We start from the raw sequence: 24,183 nt of genomic DNA on the forward strand, positions 1-24,183 counted from the left end.
GCTGTCGGCACTCTGCTGATCGATAGGCCGAAAGTTGTCGGCAAGACCCGCGTGTCACCCGCACCTGCTTCAACGGACTGTCGAACAGCGCCCGCACAACGAATGTCACAGCGGTGACCGTCGAGGGACCAAGAGACAGGGCCGCCGAACGGCATCGTCATTCTGAGGAGACCACGAGTTTGCGGTCGCCAAAGGTGGCGACAACTTCGATGGTTCCCCCGAGCGCCTCGACGTAGGACTTGAGCGTGGCCAGTCCTGATCGATCCAGATCGCCGGACTCCAGCGCCGAGATCGTTGGCTGGGTCAAGTGCATGCGTTCGGCGAGCTGCTTCTGGGTGACGCCCTGCTCCTCACGGATCTCGCGCAAACGGTAGGCCCGTTCCTCGGCTTCCATCCGCGCGACATGCCCAGCGACGGCGGCCTCGTCGACGGGCCTCTTGGCACGGACACCCTGCCACGCCACAGTTCTTGATTCGGGCATTTCACTCCTCCTCTGCGCTCAGCCACTCGTCGAGTCTGGCATCGGCTACGGGAACGTTCTTGGCGTACCACTGCCGCCAACGCCCCGACTTGTCACCAGCCACCAAGAGGATGGCTCGTCGTTTCGGGTCGAAGGCGAACAGGATACGGATCTCTCTTCGTCCCGCTGACCCAGGACGAAGCTCCTTCATGTTGTGATGGCGAGATCCTTTGATGCGATCCGCTGTTGGGCGCCCAAGTGCCGGCCCCACAGCCTCCAGACGAGCGATCGCGGCGGCAACCAAGTTGTAGGTCACGTCATCCAGAGCGAGGACCCATGACTCGACATCCTCCCATAAGCGAACCTCCCACGGCATGGTAAGAGTATAGATCCTGAACGATATAGATTCAAGACTATGATCGGCAGAGTTCCTGTGGGCACTGACGGCATCCACATCACCTGGTCGACTTCCAAAACATGCCACGATGCACGCAGAACCGCCGCGCAATCGTTGCGACGCTGAGGCCCGCTTCCGCTGGCTGTTCGCATAATGGCTTCATCGTGAGACTCTTGATCCATGGGCTCCCCGCAGACGCTCGACGACACTGACCGGCGTCTCGTCTCACTATGGGCAGCAGACTGCGCCGAGCGAGTGCTGCCGCTGTTCGAGGTCGAAGCTCCCGATGATGACCGCGCAAGTGACGGCATCGAACGGGCCCGTGGGTACGGAGTAGTGCCCCTTATGGTGGCGTAACCCGCTGGTGACCAGCCCGTCGGCCTCCGCGACTTCATGGTGGACGGCAGCGCGGCCACCGTGTGATCCTTCGAGAAAGCTCTCTACTTCTCACTCGAAAGGAACCGATCACGATGACCGCTACCCATATTGTCGACCCTGCCCGGGTCCTGGACCAAGCCCTCGGCCAGGCCTCTCCGGATCTGCTGCGGACGCTGTTGCAGACGATGATCAACATGCTGCTGTCGGCCGATGCCGACCAGGTCGCCGGAGCCGAGTACGGCCGCCCCGATCCCGACCGCCTCGTCCAGCGCAACGGAACCGTCACCGCGACCTGGACACCCGGGTCGGCACCCTCGACGTGGCCGTCCCGAAACTGCGGCAGGGGACGTATTTCCCCGAGTGGCTGCCGAGCGGCGCAAGCGCGCCGCCTCGGCGATGATCACCGTGGTCGCCGACGCCTACCTGGCCGGGGTTTCCACCCGCCGGATGGACAAGCTCGTCAAGAGCCTGGGTATCGACTCCCTGTCGAAGTCCCAGGTCTCGAGGATGGCCGCTGACCTCGACGCCCAGGTCGAGGCCTTCCGGCACCGGCGGCTGGGTGAGGCGGGCCCGTTCACGTTCGTGGCCGCTGACGCCCTGACGATGAAGGTCAGGGAGGACGGACGGGTCATCAACGCGGTCGTGCTGACTGCCACCGGGGTCAACGCGGACGGCCACCGGGAGGTCCTGGGCCTCCAGGTCGCCACCGCTGAGACCGGGCCGGCCTGGAACTGAACCGTGGCGGGTTTGATGGAAAGTAGAGCTACCCGGAAGGAAGCCCGCCACGGTTCAGTCTGATTGGTCGGCGAGCCGCGAAGGCTTCGACCGGTGCAACACCCAGTCATGATCAGCGCAGTCTCCATGTTCCGCTGCTCGGGGGCACGGCGATGGGCGCGATGTCGATCAGGAGATGGTGACGCCCGGGATGTTCGGTCCCGGCCTCATCGACCTCATCATGGAAGAAGCCGATCACGGCAAGATTCCGGGGCTGCCGCACGGCTGACGGACAGATCCTTGTCCGTCAGGCCTCGTTGTCCGCATACTGGGCGTCGCCAGGGCCATCCGCAAACTTGTCCGCCAGCGCGTCGATGGCGTCGCGCACCATGTGCGGTTCGAGGCCGCCGGGCGTCCACGATTGGTAGATCCACCATCCTTCGACGAGGGCGTCGATTGCCCGCGCTGCCGGCTCGGCGAAGTGGCCCTTGAGGGCGGAGATCGAACGCGCTTCAAAGGATCGTACGAGGTCTTGCACCCGAGGACTGGTCGACCCGTAGGCATACATCTCACGGAACAGACGAAGTTCGCGCTGTGTGGCGCGACGCTCCCCGCAGATGGCATCGACGAGGACGTCTCTCGCATCCATTTGTGTGGGGGCGGAAGCGATCGCAATCCCGTACCGTGGATCGAGTTGATTGCCGAACAATGTGAATGCTTCCACAAGAATGTGGTCCATCGATGTGTAGTGGTACGTCACCGACCCGAGTGGAACCGCTGCTGCGACAGCGATTTTTCTGTAGGTCGCTGCCTTGATTCCACCCTCGGCGATGAGGTCCAGCGCGGCTTGGGCGATTCGAGCCTTGCGCTCGGGGTCATTGGCGATGCCTTTGCGATTCACATTGCGCCTTCTTCCCCATAGGTAGTGTTATCAATTAGTCCTGTTCGGTTGATCACTCGCCACATGGCGAGCCGTCTATTCCTCCTCTTGCTCTTCTTCAACCATTCTGGGCTTTCTCTCTTTGCCCAGTAGGGACGCTACTCCTCGTCCAATTTCCTGTGGATGCGGTCGAGGTCGGATCGGTTCATCTGCTCGACGACGAGCTCGTAGGAGCCTCGCACGAGATCGTCGATCAGCGACGCGGCGATACCAGCTCCAGGTCCGACGGACATCCAGTGGCGTTTGTCGAGGTAACGCCCGGCCTCGATCGACGCATGCTCTCGGATCAGCGCGATCGCATGCGCGGGCTCTACCTTGATCGTGATGATCTGCTCGTCAGGATCTTCCGTGACGATGAGAAACACATGCCCGGCGACCTTGTACACCGCCAGGTGCGGCGTAAAGGGATAGCCGGACATCACCTCGGGCAGAGAATCAGCAGTATGCCGTGCGGCTCGTTGGAGTTGCTGCCCGTTCAAGATGCTCACTTCGCCTCGCCGTTCGTGGGCTGGCCGAATGTGTCCGGGTCAACCGGCCTCTCGCTCCTAGGCAGTTTCTCCACGACGAGGAGGTAGGACTCCGTGACGAGGTCGTCGACCAAGCGTGGGTCCATGTCGCCCCCAGGGGTCAGACTGATCCAGTGCTTCTTGTTCATGTGGTAGCCGGGGGTGATCGACTCGTGCGCCTGCTTCAAGGCCCGTGCCTCCATGGGAGCGGACTTGAGGATCACCAGTGGCTCGCCGGTGATCTGAGTCTGCAACATGAACACCTTGCCACAGACTTTCCACACCCCCCAGTCCTCCCCGAAGGGATGCGTCAGTTCCGCACCCGGCAGCTTCTGGGTGCGAGCGGCAGCCCGATCCTGCACTGAGGTATCCATTCTCTTCCCTTCACCGGTGATGTGTGTACGATAGTACATACTTGTGGTGGCGTGCGCAGCCTGACACGTGTGGTGATCGGCGTCATCGTGGACGCGTCACCAAACGGTCATGGTCTGGCCGGAACGAAGAACGTGGAGAGGATCGAACAGTCATGACTGACATGATGCAGGCCATCCGAATTGCAGGGCCAGGAGGACCCGAGACCCTGGCCGTAACCGCCGTCCCGAAGCCCGATGTCAAGCCCGGGTGGGTGCGCATCCGGGTGAAGGCATTCGGGGTCAACGAGTCCGAGGTGACCAGCCGCAGGGGCGAATCCTCCCCGGACTTCACGTTTCCGCGCATTCTTGGTATCGAGGGCGCCGGCATCATTGACGCTGTCGCACCGGGAAGCGCGTTCACGCCGGGACAGAAGGTCGTGACGATGATGGGCGGCATGGGTCGCAGCTTCGACGGCTCCTATGCCGATTACACAGTCGTCCCCGAGGGGCAAGTCATCCCATTCGAGAGCGATCTCGGATGGGATGTCGTGGGCGCACTGCCTGAGATGTTCCAGACTGCGTACGGCTCGCTGACCACCGGGCTCGGGCTCCGGTCGGGGCAGACCCTTCTGATCCGTGGCGGCAGCTCGGCCGTCGGACTGTCCGCAGCGACACTCGCAAGGGTCATCGGTGCCACAGTGATCTCCACTACCCGAAACCCCGATCATGAGGGGCTCTTGCGCGAGCACGGAGCCGATCATGTCCTCATCGACGACGGCAATCTGGCAGGCAAGGTTCATGACCTCGCCGCAGATGGAGTAGACGCAGCGCTTGAACTTGTCGGTCTCAACGTACTCCCCGACACCATGGGCGCTGTACGGCGAGGAGGCACCGCATGCTTCACCGGAGCACTCGGCGGAACCTGGGTCCTGGAGAGCTTCTCTCCCTTCGAAGTCATCCCCTCCGGCGTGCGCCTGACCACCTATGCGGGTGAAGCAACCGATCTCCCCACGGACGCTTTTGCACACCAGCTCGCTGGGATCAGTACAGGACGCATCAAACCCGTGATCGCAAAGGTCTACCACGGCTTGATTCAGGCCTCCCAAGCTCATGCGGACCTCGAAGGCGGACACACGCCTGGGAAGCGTGTCGTGGTCCTGTGACATCACCGGGTATCGCACGGCCGACTCCTCAATTTATCTAATTGGACCTCGCCAAAAGGAGCGACATGACCAGTCCAACTCCATACGAGCGGAACTACACTGCCGAACAGACCAGGCTCGCCGAGCATCTCATTGATCTCGAAAAGGGAGCGCTCGACAAGTGGTTCAACGGAGACGTCTCCGGTTATCGCGAAATCTGGTCGCGCACCAGCTTCACCTACTTTGACGGGGACAACCCCAAGCGCGTCGAGGACCATGACACGATCGACCAGTTCCTCGACGCGTTGGACGGCAAACTCCACGCCGACGTCTATGAATTGCACAGCCCTCGCATTCAGTTTGGCATCGACATGGCTCTACTGACATTCCAACTGTTTGCAGATACGAACCTCATCGACATGAAGTACAACTGCGTCGAGCTGTATCAGAGAGAAAAAGACGATCAATGGCGTGTCATCCACTCGACCTGGTCCTTCATACGTCCTATGGACATGGACTTCACCTCCGTGAAAGAGATCGTATAGTGCAGAATCGTAGTTCATTCGTGGCGAGCAACGCAGCCCCGCCCCCTTCGCAACACTGACCGAAGGGCCAGATCAGTCAGGTGAGGAGCCGGTTGAGCTGACCCTTGAACCCCGTAGCTCGGCTCGCGCGAGTATCCAGTGGAGACAGCCCCCGTGATGTCGTGTTCGTGGACGGCTCGGGGAATCCGCCACAGCGCAGGTGGTCCTGCCAGACCAAGTCGTAGTCGTCGACGAGGAAGGCGAGCTGGTCGCGCGATTCCGCGGGTCTCAGCCCGCCCCGACGGCGTGCTCGCTCGATGTGGGGATGGGGAGGATCATTGGAGGGGTGAAGAAGGACAGATCAACCGCCCCTGCCAGGATGGCGACCGCTTTTCTGGTCGGCCTGCTCCTGGCATGCACTGCCTGCGGAGGTGACCACGGCGACTCAGTCCGCGGAGCGCAGGAGCGCACGCCGGTTCAAATCCCCGTCACCAGCACAGAAGAACACTATGCCGGTCTGGACTATGCGATTTCGACCAATGGGATCGACTTCTCGGCTCCGGTAGGACTCATGATCTACCTCGATGGCGATCACTACCGTGGCGAGCGAGGAGTCATTTCCAATCACCCGAACGGGGACGAAGCGCGGGGCATGGCCAGGATGGCGGCCAAGCGGAACATGGTCCTGGTGATTCCCCGTCATCCCACATTCGCTTACTCCGATGAACTCGGATACACATGGTGGGAGAATTCTGAGGCCACCGGTAAGGCAATACTGAAGCTGAGTCGGCATCTGTGCACGAGCACCTGTGCGTCCGCTCAGCGCACCTGGTACATGGGGTATTCCGGTGGCGCGGAATTTATCACCTATGTGCTGGCACCGAAATATCGAGACGGATACGGAAAAGGCGGTGCGATACTCCTTGCCGGAGGCGGCGCCAGGAATGATGACGGCAGCTGGATCAGCTTTGATCATCCGCCACAAGATTTCAAGAAGTCATTCGATCTGCACTGGTTCGTCGGCTCCCGGGACGGCGTCGGCCAGTCTGAGAACGCCCCTGAGTGGTCGGCGCTGAAAGCGACCGCCGAGGGACGGAAATTCTATGCTGAACATGGTTTCACGACGACCCGCACTGTCCTGCCGGGTGACGATCATGAATCGTACGACTTCGCCGGGATCATGGATCGTGGTCTCAAAGCCGGCGGGCTGTAGCATTCACCGTGACATGGAGTCCTGAGCCAAGTATCCGGATTGCTGTTGGATGCGGATGGGGGGGCGCATCCTGGACACCAGTTCGACAGGCCGGTCGCCAATCCACTCAATGAGAAGAGGAAACCACGCAGTATCGGAGTTGAACGTTCGGGGAATCTACCTCACGTCGGCAGTCGATGAGGTCGAGAGTGGCGGGGGCGGAGAACAGTGGCACGCCGCTGCCGATCACAGTCGGGCTGACCATCAGGTGCAACTCATCCACGAGTCCCTTCGCCATGAGTGCATTCCAGGTGCGGCGGCTGCCGAAGACGACGATGTCACCATCACCGGACCGCTTCGCCTCAGAAACCCATCGGGCAGCCTGATCGCGCGGAATCACCGTGGTACTCCCCGCCCAGGCATTGTCATCAGCCACTGGCCCGCGATCACTCACGACAACCTTGGGGAGAGCGTTGTAGCAGCGACTGGTCTCCCGGTTCACGTCGCTGTAGACCCGCGCCTCCGGCGCATCCGGGTCGACCGGTTCGGGGGCCTCGGCGACGAACGGCCAGTGCGAGCTGAATCCGTCGAACGAGTCCCGGCCCAGCAGCAGTACGTCCGCGACGCTGATGCTGTCCAGATTGGCTTGATCGAACATCGCATCCATGTTCAGTGCGAGCGGGCTGCCTACCGCGTCGGCGTAGTAGCCGTCGAGGGAGACGATGTTGTTGACGATGAGTCTGCGCATGGTGGGCTCCTCTCGTGTTCGACATCACCATTTCCGACGACGGGGTCACAGCCGAAATGCGTCCTGTGCTCCCCCGTGGATGCGGCGCCGTCGACGAGAACCACGCCGCACGGGGTTATTCAGTGATGCCATGCGCCACAGCATCGGGGGGCACCGCCGCAACGTCGACCATATCGACGCTCTCAGTCGGAGGAGACCATGAGTTCGCAGGCGCCGAAGGTGGCGGTCACCTCGACGGTCCTGCTCAGGGCTTCGGATTGGAACTCGGGCCCGGCGTCGGCAGGACCGCGAGTTGGTAGGCTGCCGAAGGTGATGACCAGTCAGACCCGCTTGGGTCGTTCCCGGGACGGCAACCTGGTCGCGGTCTGATCCGCGCCCCTCCGAGTGTCTGCGTGACCTCAACCCGTCAACGCAGACCACAAGGAGAATCATGACAGCGCGTTTCAATCACACGATCATCGCCTCAACCGATCCGGCCGAGATGGCCGCGTTCTACCGCGACCTTCTCGAAGCCGAGGAGCTGCCCTCATGGGGGCCGTTCGTCAACGTCAGGATCGGCGACGGCGTTATGTTGCAGTTCGCAGCACCACCCGTCGAGTTCCCTCCCCAGCACTACGCCTACCTCGTCGATGATGCGCACTTCGACCGTGCCTGCGCCACGATCAAGGCGCAGCACCGAGAGCACTGGGCCGACCCTCAGCGCACCCGACCGGGCGAGATCAACAACGAGCACGGCGGCCGAGGCGTCTACCTGCTCGATCCATCTGGTCACTACCTCGAACTGATCACCCGGCCGTATCTCTGACGGAGCACCGAGGCAGGTCTCACTGTCCCTTATGCTCCACCAGATGACCAGCACGCCCACGGCCGACGATGGCCTGCCGCCCACCCTGGAGTCGACTCCCCCGGCGGAGGTCGACATCACGGTTGATCTGCTGCGAGCCCTGCTCTCCGACCAGCATCCCGACCTGGCCGATCGCGAACTGACTGTCGCGGCCAATGGCTGGGACAACGTCATCGTGCGGATCGGCGCCGACCTCCTCGCCCGCCTTCCCCGCCGCCGTCTCGCCGCGAGCCTGGTTCTCCACGAGCAGCGCTGGCTACCCGGTCTGGCCGAAGGGCTGCCGATCTCGGTGCCCTCCCCAGTCAGGGAGGGTCGGCCAGGACTCGGATATCCCTGGGCCTGGAGCATCTGCCCGTGGTTCGACGGCGATATGGCCGCCGACGTCGCCCTCGCCGATCCCTCCCGCGAGGCCGATCGGCTCGGCTCCTTCCTGCACGCCCTTCACCGTCCGGCACCGGCCGACGCCCCGAGCAACCCCTACCGCGACGTTCCGGTCACCGCCCTGCTGCCGAGGATCCGCGACAACCTCGAGCGCCTGGGCCCGGGCCGTGATCACCTTGCCGAACTGGTCGACGAACTCGCCCCGACACCGGCGTGGCACGGGCCCCCGGTGTGGGTACACGGCGACCTGCACGCCGCGAACCTACTCGTCACCGACGATCGGATCTCGACAGTCCTCGACTTCGGAGACCTCACCTCCGGCGATCCCGCGGTCGACCTGGCCGTCGCATGGATGCTCTTCGACGCCGATGCCCGCCGCCGCTTTCGGACCGCCGCCGGCGGCGGGGAGCCCGTCGACGACGCCACCTGGGACCGGGCGCGCCTATGGGCAGTCCACCTCGGGCTGAACTTCCTGCTCCACTCCGCCGACAGCGAGCGCTTCGCGAGAATGGGCGACCGTCTCCTGCGTGCGGTCACCGGTCCGTGAGATATCGAATTCTCAACTGATCAGAACGACCTCGCACATCCTCATCCCGCGGCCTGGGCACCCCGCATCGACCACGATCGTGCGCCAGGCGGCCGTAGGGATCGTCTCGTCCTCACTCGTCGATCCAGTTCTGCCGGGATCCCCGCCGTCGATCCGGCGTTCAGGCCAGCCTGGCGGTGATGACTCTCGTCGTGGCCGCCGCGTCGATGCTGTGGTGCTTCGACTCGGGGACCCTCACCAGCTCGGCGCCAGGAAGGGCCTCGTCGAGCTGCTCGCAGGATCGGGACAGGATCGGGAAGGTCTCGTCGCCCAGCAGGATGGTGATGGGCGACGTCACCGCCAGCATGTTCTGCGAGGGTCGGGGCAGCGTGGCGTCGTGGACGACCGACTGCGCGAGCGGGACGAGCTGGGCGAACATGGGCGTCTGTCTCATCTGCTCGACCATCTGTTCCGGAAGCCCGACCGCCTCTATCTGGAAGGTGGTCACCGCGTCGGCGGCCCGCCCGGCGTCGACCATCGCCTGGAGCCGGGCCGGGAGGGCGGCAGCCGCCCGGTCGTCCGCGAAACTGAAGGGCGGCTCGGAGAGGAAGAGGTGGCGCACCGGAACCCCTTCTCCGGCCGCGAAGTAGGCCAGCACGGCACCGGAGGAATGGCCCAGCACAGCAGTCGGACGATCGGTCGCCGAGATCACCGCCGCCAGATCCTTCGGCCTCCCGCTGCGGGGCATAGGGCGTGGTGTCGCCGCTGCCGCCGCGCGCCCTCCGGTCATAAGTCCAGCCCTCGAACCCGGCTCCGGCCAGGGCAGATGCCAGATCGACACCGGCCTCCGCGGTCGCAAACGCCCCGCCGACGATGACGACCGGGGCGCCGCTGCCGAACCGGTACGCCTGGATCGCGGTGCCGTCGGCAGACGTCACCCGCACCGACTCGGAGTCCCCGAAGGCTTCCATGACCCCCGATTCTGTCCCCCTGCCAGGGTCATTCCCGGAGTTTCCCGGCATCCTGCCGAGCGACGGAATCGGTCAGTTGGACATGCCCAACCACCGTGTCAGCCGACGGATCGCGTCGCGCCCCGCCCGGTTGGCACCGACCGTCGACTGCGAGGGTCCGTAACCGATGAGATGAACCCTCGGTTCGGCGAGCACCTGCGTACCGCGCATCTCGATGCCGCCGCGGTCGTTCTTGAGGTGCAGCGGCTCCAGGTGGGCCAGGTCGGGGCGGAATCCGGTGGCCCAGAGGATCGCATCGACGGGGGTGAATGAGCCGTCGGCCTCGCGGACGCCGTGCGGTTCGATCGCGGTGAACATGGGTCGGCGCACCAGGGCTCCCCGATCACGGGCGGCGATGGCGTAGGGCGACCACGTGAGACCGGTGTTGGCGACGATACTGCCGGGCGGCGCCCCGGCCTCGATGGCGGCCGTGATACTTGCGATGATCTGACGCCCCTCGACCTCGGGACGGAACGGGCCATCGCGGAAGACCGGTTCGCGACGCGTGTACCAGAACGTCGTGGCCGATCGGGAGATCTCCTCGAGTTGCTGGACGGCCGAGATGCCGCCTCCGACGATCGCGACCCGCTGCCCGGCGAACTCTGCGGCGGAGACGTAATCGCGGGTGTGGAGCTGACGGCCTGTGAAGACATTCTTGCCCGGGTATCCAGGGAGCACCGGATTGTTCCAGGTACCAGTCGCATTGATGACGGCGCGCGTCCACCATCGGCCGGCGTCGGTCTCGACAACGAGATCACCCTCCGGATCGTCATCGGCCCTGCCGACCACCTCAACCCGGACCGGGCGCAGAATCGGAAGTCGATTGCGCTCCTCGAAGGCTTCGAAATAGGTGGGTACGGCTTCTCTGCTGGGTTCTTCGGGATCGACGTCGGGAGTGGGGAAGCCGGGCAGTCCGAAGATGCCGTTGACCGTGGCCATGTGCAGCGACTCCCATCGATGCTGCCAGGCTCCACCGGGGGCCGGGTTGGCGTCGAGCATGACGAAGCTGGGCCGATGGGCCGGCGAAGCCGCGCCGGGTGCCGATGCCGGAATCAGAGCGCTGTGAAAGCCACGGCGCGCCAGGTGGTATCCGGCCGACAGGCCCGCCTGACCGGCGCCGATGACGACGACCGTCGCCTCCTGCATCCCTCGCGCCGCCATCTGGCCACGGTACAGCGAACACCAACTCCCGGGACGTCAATCCGCACGGATCTGACACAGCCTCACATCCTCCCGTCCGCCAGAATTCACGCAGCGCCAGAGTTTGAACGCAGCGCCAGGTATTTCAGGCGCTGCGTTCAAACTCTGGCGCTGCGTGCGGGATGCGGCATGGAAGTCCCTGAAAAGGGCGTTCCCCGGATGCGTCTGTCCGTCAGAGTCCGACACAGTCTCACGCGTACGAATCTCCTGACTCCAGCAATACCTGCTCAGCCAAAGGCACAACACATACCAGCCCGTCAAGGTTTCATTCTAAGAATATGGAGGCCAGATTCTTAGGGACACGGTATGGATTCCGGTGTTGTCATCTAATACAGTGTGTACATGGATGGGAAACGCGACGTGTGGCAGACCGTAATGGTCATCAAGGAGGCCCTGGACCACCTCGACCACACCTGCGCCGCCACCATGACGGAAGCCCAGACTCTGGCCGCCATGAACGCCATGCGCCGCCTCGCCGACCGCATCGGCGCCGAAGCCGCAATCTGGACCGACCGGGCCGCGAAAACCTGCGCCGCCGAGAAGGCAGCCGGCACACCCCTGTCCGACTACCTGGCCACCGCAGAAGCCCGCAACCCCAAAGAGGCCCTCGGCGTCATCCATCAGGCCTCCCGCATCACCACCGACCCCCAGGTGCGCGACGCCGCCCTGGCCGGAACCGTCTCCCCGACCAAGGCCGCCGCCATCGGCGCCGTGTTGCGCGATCTTCCCCGCCACGAGATGACGCCGGCCCAGCGCCAGGCCGCCGCGGCCGAACTCCTCAACACGGCCGAGACCTCCACCACCCGCCAGATCACAGGCAGTGCCGACCACGTCCTGGAACGCGTCGCCCCCGACCTCGCTCCTTCAGCAGCCGACAAGGCCGCACGGCTGGAACGCCAACGCCGCCAGGCCGTCAAGAACCGCGCCCTGCATTTCAGTGAGGAGACTGACGGCCAGGTCCGCTTCTGGGGCCAGCTGCCCACCCTGGAAGCAGCTCAGCTGAAAGCCGCCGTCCAGGCCGCCGTCGAACACGGACGCCGCGACGAGTCCGACCACATCAAGGCCCTCCAGCAGCAGCGCCGCTCGGGCACACTCGCGGACACTGAGTACTTCACCGCCCGCAAGCAGCTGGCCGAGCAGGAGGCCCGCACCACCGCTCAACGGCAGTCCGACGCTCTCCTGGATCTCACCCGAGCAGCAGGCGAGACGGCCGGTCACAACGGCGGAGCGACCCGGACAGGCGAGGCCGCGCGCCTGGTCGTGACCCTCGACTACACCAGCCTCCTCAACCTGGCCACCACCGCAGCCCAGTCCGGCACCCGTCCCGACGACACAGCCATGACCCCCGATCAACTGAACCGGCTCACCGGAACCTTGGAGACCGGCCAGCAGATCCCCGCCTCAACACTGAGGCGCATCTGCTGCGACGTCGATATCCTTCCCGCCATCCTGGGCGCCGACTCCGCGGTCCTCGACGTCGGACGGACGCGGCGCCTGATCACACCCCAGATCCGGGCCGCGCTGAGGCTGCGCGACAAGACCTGCGTCTTCCCCGGCTGCGCCATCCCCGCCGCGGTCTGCGACGCCCACCACATCACTCCGTGGTGGGCCGGGGGACCCACCAGCCTCGATAACCTCGCCACTCTGTGCCGCCACCACCACGGCGTCGTAGAACCCGACCGGTTCAACCCCGCCGCCGACCAGTGGACCATCACCCTCGACGAGCACAAACGGCCGAAGCTCACCCCACCCCGACGACTCGCCCGACACCTCGCCACAGCCCAGGATCAGGCCCCCGCGCAAGGACAGACCCCTGAACACCGGGAGAACTCCGCCCACGGATCAGGAGTGGATTTCAGGGGGAAGGCTGTGGTTCCACCGGGCACCGAATCGAGCCCAGCAGGAATGGGGCACCGGGATGACGACCCACCCGAGCAGACACCCCTCATCGCATAGATGACACAAGGAGGAGGGGAAGCCCGCACCTCCATCCCCCCACCCCCACACCCGGGCCAGGAACAGGCACCGGAGCAGAAGCCGTCAGGCACCAGGCGCCGGGCTCCACGCAAGAATGATCGGCGGCCCACCGGAAGTGATCGGGATCCGATCAGCAGTGGAAAACCACTGGAGGCCAACCGGCTCAGCTCCCAGACCCCACCGCCCCGCCGCCGGCCGATGCGCACAGGCAGAACGGGTGGCCGGCCGGATCCAGGAAGACCCGGAAGCTGCCCCGCTCACTGGGCTGATATTCGTGCTTCGTCGCGCCCATCCGCAGCACGGCGGCCTCGGCGTCATCCAGATCGTCGACCTCGACGTCGAGATGCATCTGCTGGGGCACCTCCTGCCCCGGCCACTGCGGCGCGCGGTAGCCGGCCACCCGCTGGAAGGAGATGCAGTCCGTCTCCCCACGGCATATCTCGGCCCACTCACCGTCATCGTCGATGTCGACTGACCAGCCGAGCAGCTCACCGTAGAACTCCGCGAGCACCCGCGGATCCGGGCAGTCCATGACGAAGGAGGGACACCGTGCGACAGCCATGTCGGCAGAGGCTAGTCGAGGCCGGGGCCACCGGTGCGCCATCATGGATCGGGCACCGCCCATATTCTCGAAGCCCGCACTCCGATGAGAAGAGGGAGAAGACCTTGGACATCCGCGACGCCACCGCCGAGGACGCGGCAGCCATCGCCGAGATCTACAACCATGCGATCCGACACTCGACGGCCACCTGGGACACCCGCACCGTCGACGTCGCGAACCGCAGAGCCTGGATCGCCGACCATCAGCAGGCCGGCGATCCGGTCCTGGTGGCCGTCAACACTGAGACGCCCGGCGAGAAACACATCCTGGGCTACGCCTCCTACAGCCAGTGGCGGCCCTTCGACGGCTACCGCCACACCGTGGAGCACTCGATCTACGTCCATCCCGATCTGCACGGCGGCGGCACCGGCACCGCACTCATGGCAGCCATCATCGATCGCGCCCGCGCTCGGGGCGTCCACGTCATGGTGGCGGGGATCGACGCCGCCAACACCGGCTCGATCCGCCTCCACGAACGCTTCGGGTTCTCGGCTGTCGGCCACCTACCCCAGGTGGGGGTCAAATTCGGCGGATGGCTGGATCTCACCTTCCTCCAGCTCACCCTCGACGACCGCGCCGAACCCCCGTCCTGACGCCGACCGCATCCCCGGCTCTCAGCCGCGCACCTCCGTGGGGATCGAGGCGACGTCAACCCCCGACGCCCGGGCCGCGATCGCCGCCACCTCGCGGTGCAGGGCGGTCCCGGTGCCCACCGACCAGTCGATCAGCGCACGCGCCGACGCCTCGTCGACCCCGCCGAACACGTCCGCCACGCTGACGCCGTGCCCCGGCGTCGCCAGCACGGTGATCTGATCGCCGGCGCTCACCTCCCCGCGACGCACCACCCGGAAATACACCCCGGTGCGCCCGTGGGCGGTGAACTCCTTGATGAGGTTCTTCCGCTCCAGGAAGTCGGCGAAGACATTGCAGGGCGTGCGCGGCGCCGTGGCCTCCAGCACCGCGGAACCGGCCCGCACCGTCGCGCCGATCTCCAGATCATCCAGCGCGATGCCCGAGGTCGTGAGATTCTCCCCGAACTCCCCCGCCTCCAGATCCCGTCCGAACTGTCCCCGCCAGTAGCGGTACTCCTCGCGGGAGAAGGCGTAGACGGCCTGGAACAGCCCGCCGTGATGCTTCCGATCGGCCTGGACGTCCCGGTAGAGCCCGTACGGCCGCACCGCGACAGCCCCCTCGACCGGCCGCTTGTCGATGGCCGTCACCCCGACGGTCCCCGGGGACCGGTGCAACTGGGAGACGACGTTGACGGCTTCGATCACCCCTGGCATGACGGCACTCTATCGGTGAGCAATCGGTGAGCAATCGGTGAGCACAGCACGCGGCCCCCCGAGGGCGGCCGCCGCTATCCACCCCGGACGCGCCTGTGGGGGCGCACCGAAGCGGTGCGCCCCCACAGGGTTCGTTGTGTCGACGACACGGGCACGTGCCCGAAGCCGTCCTTACCTACTTTGATCCTCGGCCATATGGTCTCCTCTCGTTGGGGACAATCATCACCGTAACGCGATCTGCGACGCAGCCAACAGGCATGTGCGGGAAGCCGGTCATCGACCCTGTGAGCTGTTGGCGAAGGCCCGGCACCGGGTCGCCGCCGGCCGGAAGTCACTACACTGGCCCCACCATGGACAGTGACAGTAGCGGCCGATTACCGGCTCCTCCCTCCATTCCTGAGGCCCCCGCCACCCCGGAGACCCACCTCCAGGAGGCGCTCCGTGTGGTTTGACATCCTCATGCTGGTTCTCGGCGTCATGCTGGTGGCCGGCAACGCGATCTTCGTGTCCGCGGAGTTCTCCCTGGTCGCCCTCGACCAGGCCTCCGTGGAGCGCAAGGCCGCCTCCGGGGAGTCCGGGGCCGCCACCGTCCTCAAGGCCTCCCGATCGCTGTCCACCCAGCTGTCGGGTACCCAGGTGGGCATCACCCTCACCACGATCCTGCTGGGCTACACCACCCAGACGTCGATCGCCGACATGCTCACCGGCGCGCTCGGCAATGCCGGCCTCGCCCAGGCCCTGGCCACCGCCATCGCCGCCTTCGTCGCCGCCGTCCTCATCAACCTGTTCTCGATGCTCTTCGGCGAACTGGTGCCCAAGAACATGGCGATGGCCCACCCGATGTGGACCGCCGGCAAGGTGGCCCCGGTCCAGATGTTCTTCACCACCCTCTTCCGCCCCCTCATCGTCGTCCTCAACGGTTCAGCGAACTGGCTGCTGCACCGGATGGGCATCGAACCCCGGGAGGAGATCTCCTCGGCCCGCTCGGCCACCGAGCTCGCGGCCCTGGTGCGTCACAGCGCCGAGGAGGGCACCCTGGACATCTCCACCGCCAGCCTGCTCACCAAGTCCATCCACATCAAGGAGCTCACCGCTGTCGACGTCATGACCGACCGCGGCCTGGTCACCACCCTTCCCGAGTCCGCGACGGCGGCCGACGTCGTCGCTCTGGCGGAGGAGACCGGCCACTCCCGCTTCCCGGTGATCGGGAGCAGTTTCGACGACGTGCTCGGCCTGGTGAGCCTGCGCCGGGCGGTGGGCGTGCCCTTCGAGCGCCGCGAGCAGGTCCCGGTGATGTCCTCCTCGCTGATCGCCGAGGCCCCCCGGGTACCCGAGACCGTGAATCTGCAGACGCTGCTCGTGCGGCTGCGCGAGGAGGGCCTCCAGATGGCGGTCGTCGTCGACGAGTACGGCGGCGTATCCGGGGTGGTCACCCTGGAGGACGTCGTGGAGGAGATCGTCGGGGAGGTCGCCGATGAGCACGACCAGCGCCGCCTGGGAATCCGGCCGCTGCCCGACGGCACCTACCTGGTGCCCGGACGGCTGCGGCCCGACGAGCTCAAGGAGCGCACCGGCGTCGTCGTGCCCGAGGACGCCCGCTACGAGACTCTCGGCGGACTCGTGATGGCATACCTCGAGAAGATCCCCGAGGCGGGAGATCGCGTCGAGGTCGACGGCGTCGGCCTCCAGGTGGCGCGGATGCGCGAGAGGCGGGTGCTGACGCTGACCGTCACACCGGCTCCCGAACCCGAGGAAGAGAACGAGGAGGCCGACAGGTGAGCCCCGTGACCGGTCTTCTCATCACCGTCCTGCTGCTGGGCGTCAACGCCTTCTTCGTGGCCGGGGAGTTCGCCGTGACCTCGTCGCGGCGCGCCCAGATCGAGCCGCTGTACGCCGAGGGCAGGCGCGGATCGACGACGGCGATGTACGCCCTGGAGCACGTCTCCCACATGCTGTCGATCTGCCAGCTGGGGGTCACCGTGGCGTCGACCACCCTCGGTGTGGTCGCCGAGCCGGCCATCGCCCACCTGGTCGAGGGCCCGCTGGTCGCCGCCGGACTGCCGGAGGCGTCCTCCCACGTCGTCGGTTTCGCCGTCGCCCTCCTGCTGGTGGTGTACCTCCATGTGGTCTTCGGCGAGATGGTGCCCAAGAACCTCTCGATCGCGATGCCGCAGAACGCGCTGCTCCTGCTGGCTCCACCGCTGGTGGCGATCGGCAGGGTCTTCAAACCGGTGATCTACCTGATGGATCACGTCGCGAACTGGTTCGTCCGCAAGGCCGGGCTGACGCCGCGCTCCGAGATCTCGGCGGCCTTCACCGCCGAGGAGGTGGCCTCGATCGTCGAGCAGTCCGAGCAGGAGGGCAAGATCCGCGACGACCTGGGGCTGCTGTCGGGATCCCTGGAGTTCTCGGAGCGCTCGGCCGGCGACGCGATGGTCCCGTTGACCGAACTCGACGTCCTGCCGGCCGACTGCACACCCGCCCAGGTGGAGCACGAGGTGGCGGTGACCGGCTTCTCCCGCTTCCCGGTCGCCGACCCCAGCGGCGTCATCGTCGGCTACCTGCACCTCAAGGACGTGCTCTACGCCCAGGGCCCGGATCGCGACCAACCGGTGACGCCGTGGCGGATCCGGCGGATGGAGCGGGTCCACGACACCGACGAGGTGGAGGACGCGATGCACCACATGCAGCGCACCGGCGGCCACTGCGCCGAGGTGGTCGACGCCGACGGCACGGTGAGGGGGGTGCTCTTCCTGGAGGACATCCTCGAGGAGCTGGTCGGAGAGGTGCGCGACGGGCTGCAGCGCGACCAGGGCTGATGGGGCGCCTCACGGCCGCCCGAAGATCTGATGGGTTCCGACGCGACGCCAGATGACATGAGGCTCACCTGGATGCACTTCATCCCCGTACTGCCAGGTAGCCCGACCATTTGGCGCGAAAGTCATCTCCCAGATGTCTGCGGTGCCCTCGACACGTTTCACCCGCAGGCCTTTACGGAATCCGTCTCCCCTCCTGAGGTCTTCGATGAACTGTGTCACTGCGGATCTGAAGCGACGCCGATCGGTCGGACTGAGCGCCCGTAGGTCCTTGAAGAATCGCGGTTCGGTCTCGAATGTGGGCGCCATCAGCGCTCGTCGAGTGCGGCCAAGAACTCGTCCCCGTCGCCGTGGACGGTGCCTTCCCCGCGAGCGATCTGCTCGTTGACCTCTCGCTCCCCCTGCTGCCAACCCTCCGTCCAGAACCACGATTGATCCGTTGGCACCTCGGTCAGCCCGGTCAGGACGACGCGCCCTGACTCGAGAGTGAAGGCGATGTCATCCCCTTCTCGGACGTGAAGATACTTCCGGACCTCCGCCGGCAGGGTGATCTGGCCCTTGCCACGTAGACGCGTCTTCATCCTCATCACCTCACCTGGTTCGACAATCAGACTTTCCGACATTCTACCCGAGTCGTCGACAGATGAACATGGCTCTATACGGGGCGGGTCCGGACGCATACTTGCCGTCGTGACCGATGTGACCACCACCATGAGCACCTGCTTCGCCGCCCCCGACGACGCCGGACGCATCCACCGGATCGTGGAGGCCGCCTACCGGGCCAAGGGGGAAGGCGCGGGCTGGACCACCGAGTCGGGGCTGCTCGACGGCCAGCGCACCGATCTGGAGGAGATCGGCGACCTCATCGACCAGCGCGACGGCGGCCTGCTGACCCTGCGCGAGGGGAGCCGCATCGTGGCCACCTGCCAGGTGGAGCGCAGGCCCGATCACGCCTACTTCGGAATGTTCGCCGTCGACCCGGCGGCCCAGGCCCACGGGCTGGGCAAGCACCTGCTGTCCGAGGCCTGCCGGGTGGCCCGCGAGGACTGGGGGCTGGCGGAGATGCGTCTGACCGTCATCGCTGCGCGCACCGATCTCATCGCCTGGTACGAGCGTCGCGGATTCCGCCCCACCGGCGCCACCTCGCCGTTCCCCTACGGCGACGAGCGGTTCGGCATCCCGCGGGTGGAGGGGCTGCATTTCGTCGAGTTCTCGATGGGCCTTTAGCCCAGCCAGTCCTCCAGGAACCGGGCGACCCCGTCGTCGGTGTTGGGCCCGATCACCCGCCCGGCGACGGCCTTGACGTCGTCCCGGGCATTGCCCATCGCGATCGGGTGGCCGATCGCCTCGAGCCAGGCGACGTCGTTCTCCCCGTCCCCGAATCCCATGCAGTCGGACGCCTCGACGCCGATCCGGTCGAGCACGTCCAGGATGGCGGGCTTCTTGTCGGCCCCCGGCGCCGAGGTCTCGAAGAACTCGGGCAGCGATCTGTGCATGGTGGGGAACCGCGCCTTGATCCGCGGAGTGATCCGGTCGAGATGATCCTTCGGACCCTGCACCATCATCTTGATGGCCTCGACGCCGCGCAGGTCATCGGTGACGACGACGCGGCGGTGCAGATTGGAGGCCTCCAGGATCCGCGCCGAGCGGTCGTCGCGGGTCGTGGCGTACAGTTCCTCGTCGCCGAAGACGGTCGGCACCAGGCCGAACTCCTCGGCGATCCCGAGCACCTCATCGACGACCGCCGGGGGCATCGGCCTGCGGAACAGGACGTCCTGGCCGGGGGTGGAGATCGCGATGCCGCCGCCGCAGCCCACCACGTAGCCGGGGGTGCCGACCGATTCCAGCGGGAGCCGCGCCGCGGGCAGGGCGCGCCCGGTGATGGTGATCGGCGTGATGCCGGCGGCGGGAAGCCGTGCGAGCACCCGGCAGGACCGCTCCGAGACCTGCATGTCGCCCCCGGCCAGCGTCCCGTCGATGTCGAAGGCCATCGCCCGCACCCGGCCCGTCCCGCCTGCTGCGCTCACGGCCCCAGCCTAGGGGGTCAGCCGATGAGGCGCTTCGCCGCCTTCGCGATCCCGTCGGCGTCGATGCCCGCCCACCCGAGCAGTTCGGCGCTCGTACCCGATCCGGGAATGCCGCGCACCGCCAGGTGGGCGACGTCGAGGTCGCGGATCCCGAAGGTGGCCAGCCCCGAGAGCACCGCCTCGCCCAGGCCGCCCTGCGGGTGGTGGTCCTCGGCGATGACGAGTCTCCCGTTGGTCCGGCGCACGGCCCTCTCCAGGGTGCCGGCGTCGATCGGCTTGACCGAGTAGGCGTCGATCACCGTGGCGCCGATACCCTGTTCGGCGAGTCGGTCGGCCGCCGCGATAGCCTGATGCACCGTCACCCCGGCGCCGACCAGGGTCACCTGGTCCTGCTCGCCGGAGCGCAGCACCTTCGACCCGCCGATCTGGAAGGTCTCGTCGGAGTCGTAGAGCACCGGGTAGCCGCCGCGCGTGGTGCGCAGGTAGCTGATGCCGTCGGTGGCCGCCATCCGGGCCACCAGCGCCACCGTGCTGGTGGCGTCGCTGGGATACAGCACCGTGGAACCCTCCACGGCGCGCATCATGGCCAGATCCTCCAGGGCCATCTGGGAGGGGCCGTCGGCGCCGATCTCCACCCCGGCGTGAGAGCCGGCTATGCGCAGATCCGCCTGTGAGATGGCACCCATTCGGATGAAGTCGAAGGCGCGGGTGAGGAACGCCGCGAAGGTCGACACGAAGGGCTTGTAGCCGCGCACGCTCAGCCCGGTGGCCGAGCCGATGAGCTGAGCCTCCGAGATGAACATCTCGAAGTAGCGCTCCGGGATGGCCTTGACGAAGTCGCCGGTGCCCGTGGAGTTGGACACCTCGGCGTCCAGGGCGACGACCTTGGGATCAGCCCGGCCCACCGCGGTGAGCGCCGCACCGTAGGCCTTGCGGGTGGCCATCTCCTGGCCGGGTTCGTAGCTCGGCAGTTCCACCGTGGTGGCGAGCGGGGCCGGGGACGGGGTCGTCACGCCCGGTCGCGGCCCCGTGACGACGTCGTTGCGCACCCCGCCGAGGCTCTCGATCGCGGCATCGGCGATGTCGGAGGGCAGCGGCTTGCCGTGCCAGTCGGGGCTGTCCTCGACCTGCGGGACGCCCTTGCCCTTGACGGTCCGGGCCAGGATGACGGTGGGCCGCCCGTCGGGATTCTCGGCGTCGGTCAGGGCGGCGTCGATGGCATCGAGGTCGTGGCCGTCGATGGTGATCACGCGGGCGCCGAAGGCCTCGAACCGGCGGGCGTAGGCGTCGACGTCCCAGCCCAGTTCGGTGGCGCCGCGCTGGCCGAGCCGGTTGACGTCGACGATCGCGACGAGGTTGTCGAGGTCGTAGTAGGAGGCCTTGTCGACGGCCTCCCAGATGGATCCCTCGGCGAGCTCGGAATCGCCGCACACCACCCAGACCCGGTAGGGCAGCTTGTCGAGGTACTTGCCGGCCAAGGCGACGCCGACCCCGTCGGGCAGGCCCTGCCCCAGCGAGCCGGTGGCGACGTCGACCCACGGCAGAACCGGGGTCGGGTGACCCTGAAGCCGAGAGCCGAAGCGCCGGTAGCCCTCCACGAGCTCCTCCTCGGTGATCTGCCCGGCGGCCTTGAACACCGAGTAGATGAGCGGGGAGGCGTGCCCCTTGGAGAAGATGAGATGGTCGTTGGCCGGGTTCTCCGGCTCGTCCCAGTCGTAGCGCAGATGCCGGCTCATCAGCACCGCCAGCAGGTCGGCCGCCGACAGGGAGGACGTCGGGTGGCCGGATCCGGCGCTGGTGCTGGAGCGGATCGAGTCGACCCGCAGCTGGGCGGCCAACTCCCGCAGCTGCTCTGTGTTGATCTGGTCTGTGTTTGTCGCGGATGTGGTCATCGAATGCTCCTCACGAGAGGTTCACCGCTGATATCTGTGCCCACTGTTGCACGCTGCGACGCGCAGACCAGCCCTTCTCCTGAGTGAATTCGGTCACGAGGCGGGCTGGACCGAGCCGATCTGCAGCCAGTCGGACTGCGAGGTGCAGGCCGTCATCCCCGACTGGGCCACATAGACGGCGCGCGTCTCACCCGGCGGGTAGATCCGCCATCCGTCGGCCTTCGCGACCTTGCACTCGTCTCCGAGCGGACCTCCGCCGTCACCGATATTGACCGCGTAGATGGAGGCGTAGCCGCTGGCGCCGGGAATCAGCGTGATCCTGCTGCCGCTGTCCCCGGAACGGGAGGCGGCCTTGCCCAGCTGGGTGCCGTTGTCGTGGCCGACCGCCGAGACGCCCGGGAAGCCCTGGATGACGCAGGGGTGCCCCGACGTGTTCTGGAAACGGATGCGGTAGCTCAGGTGCCCGGCCGCGGGATGGCCCTCGGCGACGCTCACCTTGAGTGCCGATGTGCCGCAACGCGCCGGCTGCCGGTCGCCCGATCCAGTTGTGCCTGACGACCCCGACGAACTGGTAGTGCCGGTCGGCGTCGTCTGGTCCCCACCGGTGCCCGAGGACGCGAATGTGGTCTGAACGCTGCTGGGGCTCGACGCCGACGTCGGTGCGGCGGCAGTCGAGCTGCCGTCACCTGCCGTCGGCGTGGCGGCCGAGGAGCCGCCGTCGCCTCCGCAGGCCGTCATCGTAAGGCCGAGCAGGGCCGCCCCGGTCAGTGCCGCGGTACGTGTCGCATTCCGGTTGATCATGAGCCCACCCCAATGCTGATCGAATGCATTTTCCGGCACCGTACTCCGGGGAGGGTGAACCGAAATGGCTCATCGGCCGATACTCGGCAGCCCGTCAGGCGTGCCGGAGGCCGGGCGCGGGAGACGGCGCACCATCGGACTCCTGGCATGCAGGGTCGGCGCGACGTCGGGCGGTACTGCCCTCTTCCCACTGTTCCTGCCGTTGCCCATCTCGGCTCCTCCGGTGTCTGTCGGCCTCAGCGGCGCGCCCGGCGCCGGCGCCCGCCGGTGCGCACCGTGACGGAGCGCCTCGGGCGGCCGCGGCGCTTGACCGACACTCCCCAGGAGCCGCGGCGCCTGGTCCTGGCGGTAGAGCGCAGCAGGCCGGGAATTCGGATCCGGAATCTCCTGGTCATCTTCCCATCGTCTCCTTCCGGGGCTCAGCTCAGATCGAACTGCAGTTTCAGGTCCGTGGGACGGGACTCGGCGGCCCGCTGGAAGACGCGTACGGCGTCCTCCATCCTGAACGTCTCGGTGATGAACCTCGACAGGTCGACCCTCCCGGAGGCGGCCAGCTCGATCGCCCTCGGGTAGTCGTTGGCGTAGCGGAACACGGTCTCGACCTGTGTCTCGCGGCTCTGCAGCTCCACGACGTCGACCGGCACCTCGCCGGCCGGCATCCCCACCAGCACCGTGGTGTTGCCCGGAGCACCGACCTTCCAGAGGTCCTTGTAGGCGCTCATCGCCCCGGACGCCTCCAGCACGACGTCGGCTCCCCAGCCGTCGGTCTCGTCGGCGACGGCCTGGGAGAGCACCTCCTGCTGGAGGTTGACGGTGCGCAGGCCGGGAATCTGACCGGCGGTGTCGAGTTTCGCCACGGCGACGTCGGAGATGTACACCTTCCCCGCGCCGCAGGCCAGGGCGATGCAGGCGGTGAGCAGCCCAACGGTTCCGGCGCCGGAGACGGCCACGGTGTCGCCGGGCTTCACGCCGCCCTTCTCGACGGCGTGCACGGCCACCGCCATCGGCTCCAGCAGCGCCCCCTCGCCGAAGCTCAGCTCGTCGGGCAGGTGGTAGGTGAAATCGGCGGGGTGGACGACGGCCTCGCACAGACAGCCGTCGACGGGCGGGGTGGCCCAGAACCGGACGGCCGGGTCGACGTTGTACATGCCCAGCCGGGAGGCCTTCGATGACAGGTCTGGGATTCCGGGTTCCATCGCCACCCGGTCGCCGACGGCGAATCCCTCGACGCCGGGGCCCACCTCGGTCACCACCCCGGAGGCCTCGTGGCCCAGCACCATGGGCTTCTCCACGACGAACTTCCCGATCCGCCCGTTCTCGACGTAGTGGACGTCGGATCCGCAGATCCCCACTGACCTCGGTGCGATCCGCAGCTCGCCCTCTCCCGGACGACCCGGATCGGGGACCTCGCGGACAGTGAGTTCGTTCTTCTTCTCGAGTACGACAGCCTTCACAGCTATGTCCCCCT

General features: G+C 66.5%; 28 protein-coding genes and 1 pseudogene. 13 read left to right on the forward strand and 16 right to left on the reverse strand.

Features of this window, described 5'->3' with window-relative positions:
- Positions 1 to 157: 157 nt before the first annotated feature.
- Both JS278_RS14430 and JS278_RS14435 read right to left on the reverse strand, forming a co-directional pair.
- Positions 158 to 481, reverse strand: coding sequence for a helix-turn-helix domain-containing protein (locus tag JS278_RS14430; protein WP_114045800.1), 324 nt, complete (start codon positions 479 to 481; stop codon positions 158 to 160).
- Position 482: 1 nt separating this feature from the next.
- Positions 483 to 836, reverse strand: coding sequence for a type II toxin-antitoxin system RelE/ParE family toxin (locus JS278_RS14435; RefSeq protein WP_114045801.1), 354 nt, complete (start codon positions 834 to 836; stop codon positions 483 to 485).
- A gap of 201 nt (positions 837 to 1,037) precedes the next feature.
- On the opposite strand from JS278_RS14435, the gene JS278_RS16690 reads away from it, so the two are divergent.
- The 3 genes and pseudogenes from JS278_RS16690 (at position 1,038) to JS278_RS14440 (ending at position 1,970) form a co-directional block, all read left to right on the forward strand.
- The gene (locus JS278_RS16690; RefSeq protein ID WP_342767026.1) at positions 1,038 to 1,214 is read left to right on the forward strand and encodes a putative immunity protein; all 177 of its coding nucleotides are present in this window, start codon (positions 1,038 to 1,040) and stop codon (positions 1,212 to 1,214) included.
- A gap of 113 nt (positions 1,215 to 1,327) precedes the next feature.
- Positions 1,328 to 1,438: pseudogene (locus JS278_RS16820) on the forward strand (hypothetical protein); the annotation flags it as partial.
- A 7-nt stretch (positions 1,439 to 1,445) separates the two neighbouring features.
- On the forward strand, positions 1,446 to 1,970 hold the full coding sequence (locus tag JS278_RS14440) for a transposase (protein WP_245935131.1): 525 nt from the start codon (positions 1,446 to 1,448) through the stop codon (positions 1,968 to 1,970).
- Between the two features lie 286 nt (positions 1,971 to 2,256).
- On the opposite strand, the gene JS278_RS14445 is transcribed toward JS278_RS14440, so the two are convergent.
- From JS278_RS14445 to JS278_RS14455, 3 genes are all read right to left on the reverse strand, one after another.
- Positions 2,257 to 2,850, reverse strand: coding sequence for a TetR/AcrR family transcriptional regulator (locus JS278_RS14445; RefSeq protein ID WP_114045802.1), 594 nt, complete (start codon positions 2,848 to 2,850; stop codon positions 2,257 to 2,259).
- Between the two features lie 137 nt (positions 2,851 to 2,987).
- Positions 2,988 to 3,377, reverse strand: a complete 390-nt coding sequence (locus JS278_RS14450) for an MmcQ/YjbR family DNA-binding protein (protein WP_220149988.1) — start codon at positions 3,375 to 3,377, stop codon at positions 2,988 to 2,990.
- Positions 3,374 to 3,808: an MmcQ/YjbR family DNA-binding protein gene (locus tag JS278_RS14455; RefSeq protein ID WP_220149989.1), complete on the reverse strand. Its 435-nt coding sequence runs from the start codon at positions 3,806 to 3,808 to the stop codon at positions 3,374 to 3,376. The genes JS278_RS14450 and JS278_RS14455 overlap by 4 nt, the downstream gene beginning before the upstream one ends.
- A 113-nt stretch (positions 3,809 to 3,921) precedes the next feature.
- Here JS278_RS14455 and JS278_RS14460 point away from each other — a divergent pair, with 113 nt between their 5' ends.
- The 3 genes from JS278_RS14460 (at position 3,922) to JS278_RS14470 (ending at position 6,627) form a co-directional block, all read left to right on the forward strand.
- On the forward strand, positions 3,922 to 4,911 hold the full coding sequence (locus tag JS278_RS14460; RefSeq protein WP_220149990.1) for an alcohol dehydrogenase catalytic domain-containing protein: 990 nt from the start codon (positions 3,922 to 3,924) through the stop codon (positions 4,909 to 4,911).
- A 65-nt stretch (positions 4,912 to 4,976) separates the two neighbouring features.
- Complete coding sequence (locus JS278_RS14465; RefSeq protein WP_114045804.1) at positions 4,977 to 5,435, forward strand: Cif family virulence factor; 459 nt, start codon at positions 4,977 to 4,979, stop codon at positions 5,433 to 5,435.
- 325 nt (positions 5,436 to 5,760) lie between these two features.
- Complete coding sequence (locus tag JS278_RS14470; RefSeq protein ID WP_147243238.1) at positions 5,761 to 6,627, forward strand: hypothetical protein; 867 nt, start codon at positions 5,761 to 5,763, stop codon at positions 6,625 to 6,627.
- Between the two features lie 106 nt (positions 6,628 to 6,733).
- Here JS278_RS14470 and JS278_RS14475 read toward each other — a convergent pair whose 3' ends face one another.
- Positions 6,734 to 7,354 carry a dihydrofolate reductase family protein gene (locus JS278_RS14475; RefSeq protein WP_114045806.1) on the reverse strand — a complete coding sequence of 207 codons (621 nt, stop codon included), beginning with the start codon at positions 7,352 to 7,354 and terminating at the stop codon, positions 6,734 to 6,736.
- A 430-nt stretch (positions 7,355 to 7,784) separates the two neighbouring features.
- On the opposite strand from JS278_RS14475, the gene JS278_RS14480 reads away from it, so the two are divergent.
- Together JS278_RS14480 and JS278_RS14485 are read left to right on the forward strand one after the other, a co-directional pair.
- Complete coding sequence (locus JS278_RS14480) at positions 7,785 to 8,159, forward strand: VOC family protein (RefSeq protein ID WP_114045807.1); 375 nt, start codon at positions 7,785 to 7,787, stop codon at positions 8,157 to 8,159.
- A 43-nt stretch (positions 8,160 to 8,202) separates the two neighbouring features.
- A complete protein-coding gene (locus JS278_RS14485) occupies positions 8,203 to 9,126 on the forward strand; it encodes an aminoglycoside phosphotransferase family protein (RefSeq protein ID WP_245935132.1) in 924 nt (307 codons plus the stop codon).
- A gap of 160 nt (positions 9,127 to 9,286) precedes the next feature.
- Here JS278_RS14485 and JS278_RS14490 read toward each other — a convergent pair whose 3' ends face one another.
- Entirely contained in the window at positions 9,287 to 9,853 is a 567-nt protein-coding gene (locus JS278_RS14490) for an alpha/beta hydrolase (protein ID WP_342767027.1), read from the reverse strand.
- A 295-nt stretch (positions 9,854 to 10,148) separates the two neighbouring features.
- Complete coding sequence (locus JS278_RS14495; protein ID WP_245935133.1) at positions 10,149 to 11,276, reverse strand: NAD(P)-binding domain-containing protein; 1,128 nt, start codon at positions 11,274 to 11,276, stop codon at positions 10,149 to 10,151.
- Positions 11,277 to 11,657: 381 nt separating this feature from the next.
- On the opposite strand from JS278_RS14495, the gene JS278_RS14500 reads away from it, so the two are divergent.
- Positions 11,658 to 13,271, forward strand: coding sequence for an HNH endonuclease signature motif containing protein (locus JS278_RS14500; RefSeq protein ID WP_245935134.1), 1,614 nt, complete (start codon positions 11,658 to 11,660; stop codon positions 13,269 to 13,271).
- Between the two features lie 184 nt (positions 13,272 to 13,455).
- Here the strand turns inward: JS278_RS14500 and JS278_RS14505 are convergent, their stop codons facing one another.
- Complete coding sequence (locus tag JS278_RS14505; protein WP_114045809.1) at positions 13,456 to 13,854, reverse strand: VOC family protein; 399 nt, start codon at positions 13,852 to 13,854, stop codon at positions 13,456 to 13,458.
- Positions 13,855 to 13,958: 104 nt separating this feature from the next.
- Between JS278_RS14505 and JS278_RS14510 the strand changes: the two genes are divergently transcribed.
- Positions 13,959 to 14,486, forward strand: a complete 528-nt coding sequence (locus JS278_RS14510; RefSeq protein ID WP_114045810.1) for a GNAT family N-acetyltransferase — start codon at positions 13,959 to 13,961, stop codon at positions 14,484 to 14,486.
- A gap of 21 nt (positions 14,487 to 14,507) precedes the next feature.
- On the opposite strand, the gene JS278_RS14515 is transcribed toward JS278_RS14510, so the two are convergent.
- Positions 14,508 to 15,179: an MOSC domain-containing protein gene (locus JS278_RS14515; protein ID WP_114045811.1), complete on the reverse strand. Its 672-nt coding sequence runs from the start codon at positions 15,177 to 15,179 to the stop codon at positions 14,508 to 14,510.
- 441 nt (positions 15,180 to 15,620) lie between these two features.
- On the opposite strand from JS278_RS14515, the gene JS278_RS14520 reads away from it, so the two are divergent.
- Together JS278_RS14520 and JS278_RS14525 are read left to right on the forward strand one after the other, a co-directional pair.
- The gene (locus JS278_RS14520) at positions 15,621 to 16,958 is read left to right on the forward strand and encodes a hemolysin family protein (protein WP_220149991.1); all 1,338 of its coding nucleotides are present in this window, start codon (positions 15,621 to 15,623) and stop codon (positions 16,956 to 16,958) included.
- Positions 16,955 to 17,998 carry a hemolysin family protein gene (locus tag JS278_RS14525; protein WP_114045813.1) on the forward strand — a complete coding sequence of 348 codons (1,044 nt, stop codon included), beginning with the start codon at positions 16,955 to 16,957 and terminating at the stop codon, positions 17,996 to 17,998. The genes JS278_RS14520 and JS278_RS14525 overlap by 4 nt, the downstream gene beginning before the upstream one ends.
- A 305-nt stretch (positions 17,999 to 18,303) precedes the next feature.
- Here the strand turns inward: JS278_RS14525 and JS278_RS14535 are convergent, their stop codons facing one another.
- Positions 18,304 to 18,708 carry an AbrB/MazE/SpoVT family DNA-binding domain-containing protein gene (locus JS278_RS14535; protein WP_220149992.1) on the reverse strand — a complete coding sequence of 135 codons (405 nt, stop codon included), beginning with the start codon at positions 18,706 to 18,708 and terminating at the stop codon, positions 18,304 to 18,306.
- Between JS278_RS14535 and JS278_RS14540 the strand changes: the two genes are divergently transcribed.
- Positions 18,686 to 19,222: a GNAT family N-acetyltransferase gene (locus tag JS278_RS14540; protein ID WP_114045814.1), complete on the forward strand. Its 537-nt coding sequence runs from the start codon at positions 18,686 to 18,688 to the stop codon at positions 19,220 to 19,222. The two genes, JS278_RS14535 and JS278_RS14540, sit on opposite strands and share 23 nt — an antisense overlap.
- Here the strand turns inward: JS278_RS14540 and JS278_RS14545 are convergent.
- From JS278_RS14545 to JS278_RS14560, 5 genes are all read right to left on the reverse strand, one after another.
- Positions 19,219 to 20,022 carry a Cof-type HAD-IIB family hydrolase gene (locus tag JS278_RS14545; RefSeq protein WP_147243239.1) on the reverse strand — a complete coding sequence of 268 codons (804 nt, stop codon included), beginning with the start codon at positions 20,020 to 20,022 and terminating at the stop codon, positions 19,219 to 19,221. The two genes, JS278_RS14540 and JS278_RS14545, sit on opposite strands and share 4 nt — an antisense overlap.
- Positions 20,023 to 20,039: 17 nt before the next feature.
- Positions 20,040 to 21,914, reverse strand: a complete 1,875-nt coding sequence (locus tag JS278_RS14550) for a transketolase (protein ID WP_114045816.1) — start codon at positions 21,912 to 21,914, stop codon at positions 20,040 to 20,042.
- 93 nt (positions 21,915 to 22,007) lie between these two features.
- On the reverse strand, positions 22,008 to 22,715 hold the full coding sequence (locus tag JS278_RS16480) for a DUF4232 domain-containing protein (protein ID WP_245935135.1): 708 nt from the start codon (positions 22,713 to 22,715) through the stop codon (positions 22,008 to 22,010).
- 236 nt (positions 22,716 to 22,951) lie between these two features.
- Entirely contained in the window at positions 22,952 to 23,110 is a 159-nt protein-coding gene (locus tag JS278_RS16085) for a hypothetical protein (RefSeq protein WP_181833752.1), read from the reverse strand.
- A gap of 24 nt (positions 23,111 to 23,134) precedes the next feature.
- Complete coding sequence (locus JS278_RS14560; protein WP_114045818.1) at positions 23,135 to 24,169, reverse strand: NAD(P)-dependent alcohol dehydrogenase; 1,035 nt, start codon at positions 24,167 to 24,169, stop codon at positions 23,135 to 23,137.
- Positions 24,170 to 24,183: the final 14 nt, after the last annotated feature.

The organism is Acidipropionibacterium virtanenii, from assembly GCF_003325455.1.
GTDB classification, from domain to species: Bacteria; Actinomycetota; Actinomycetes; order Propionibacteriales; family Propionibacteriaceae; genus Acidipropionibacterium; species Acidipropionibacterium virtanenii.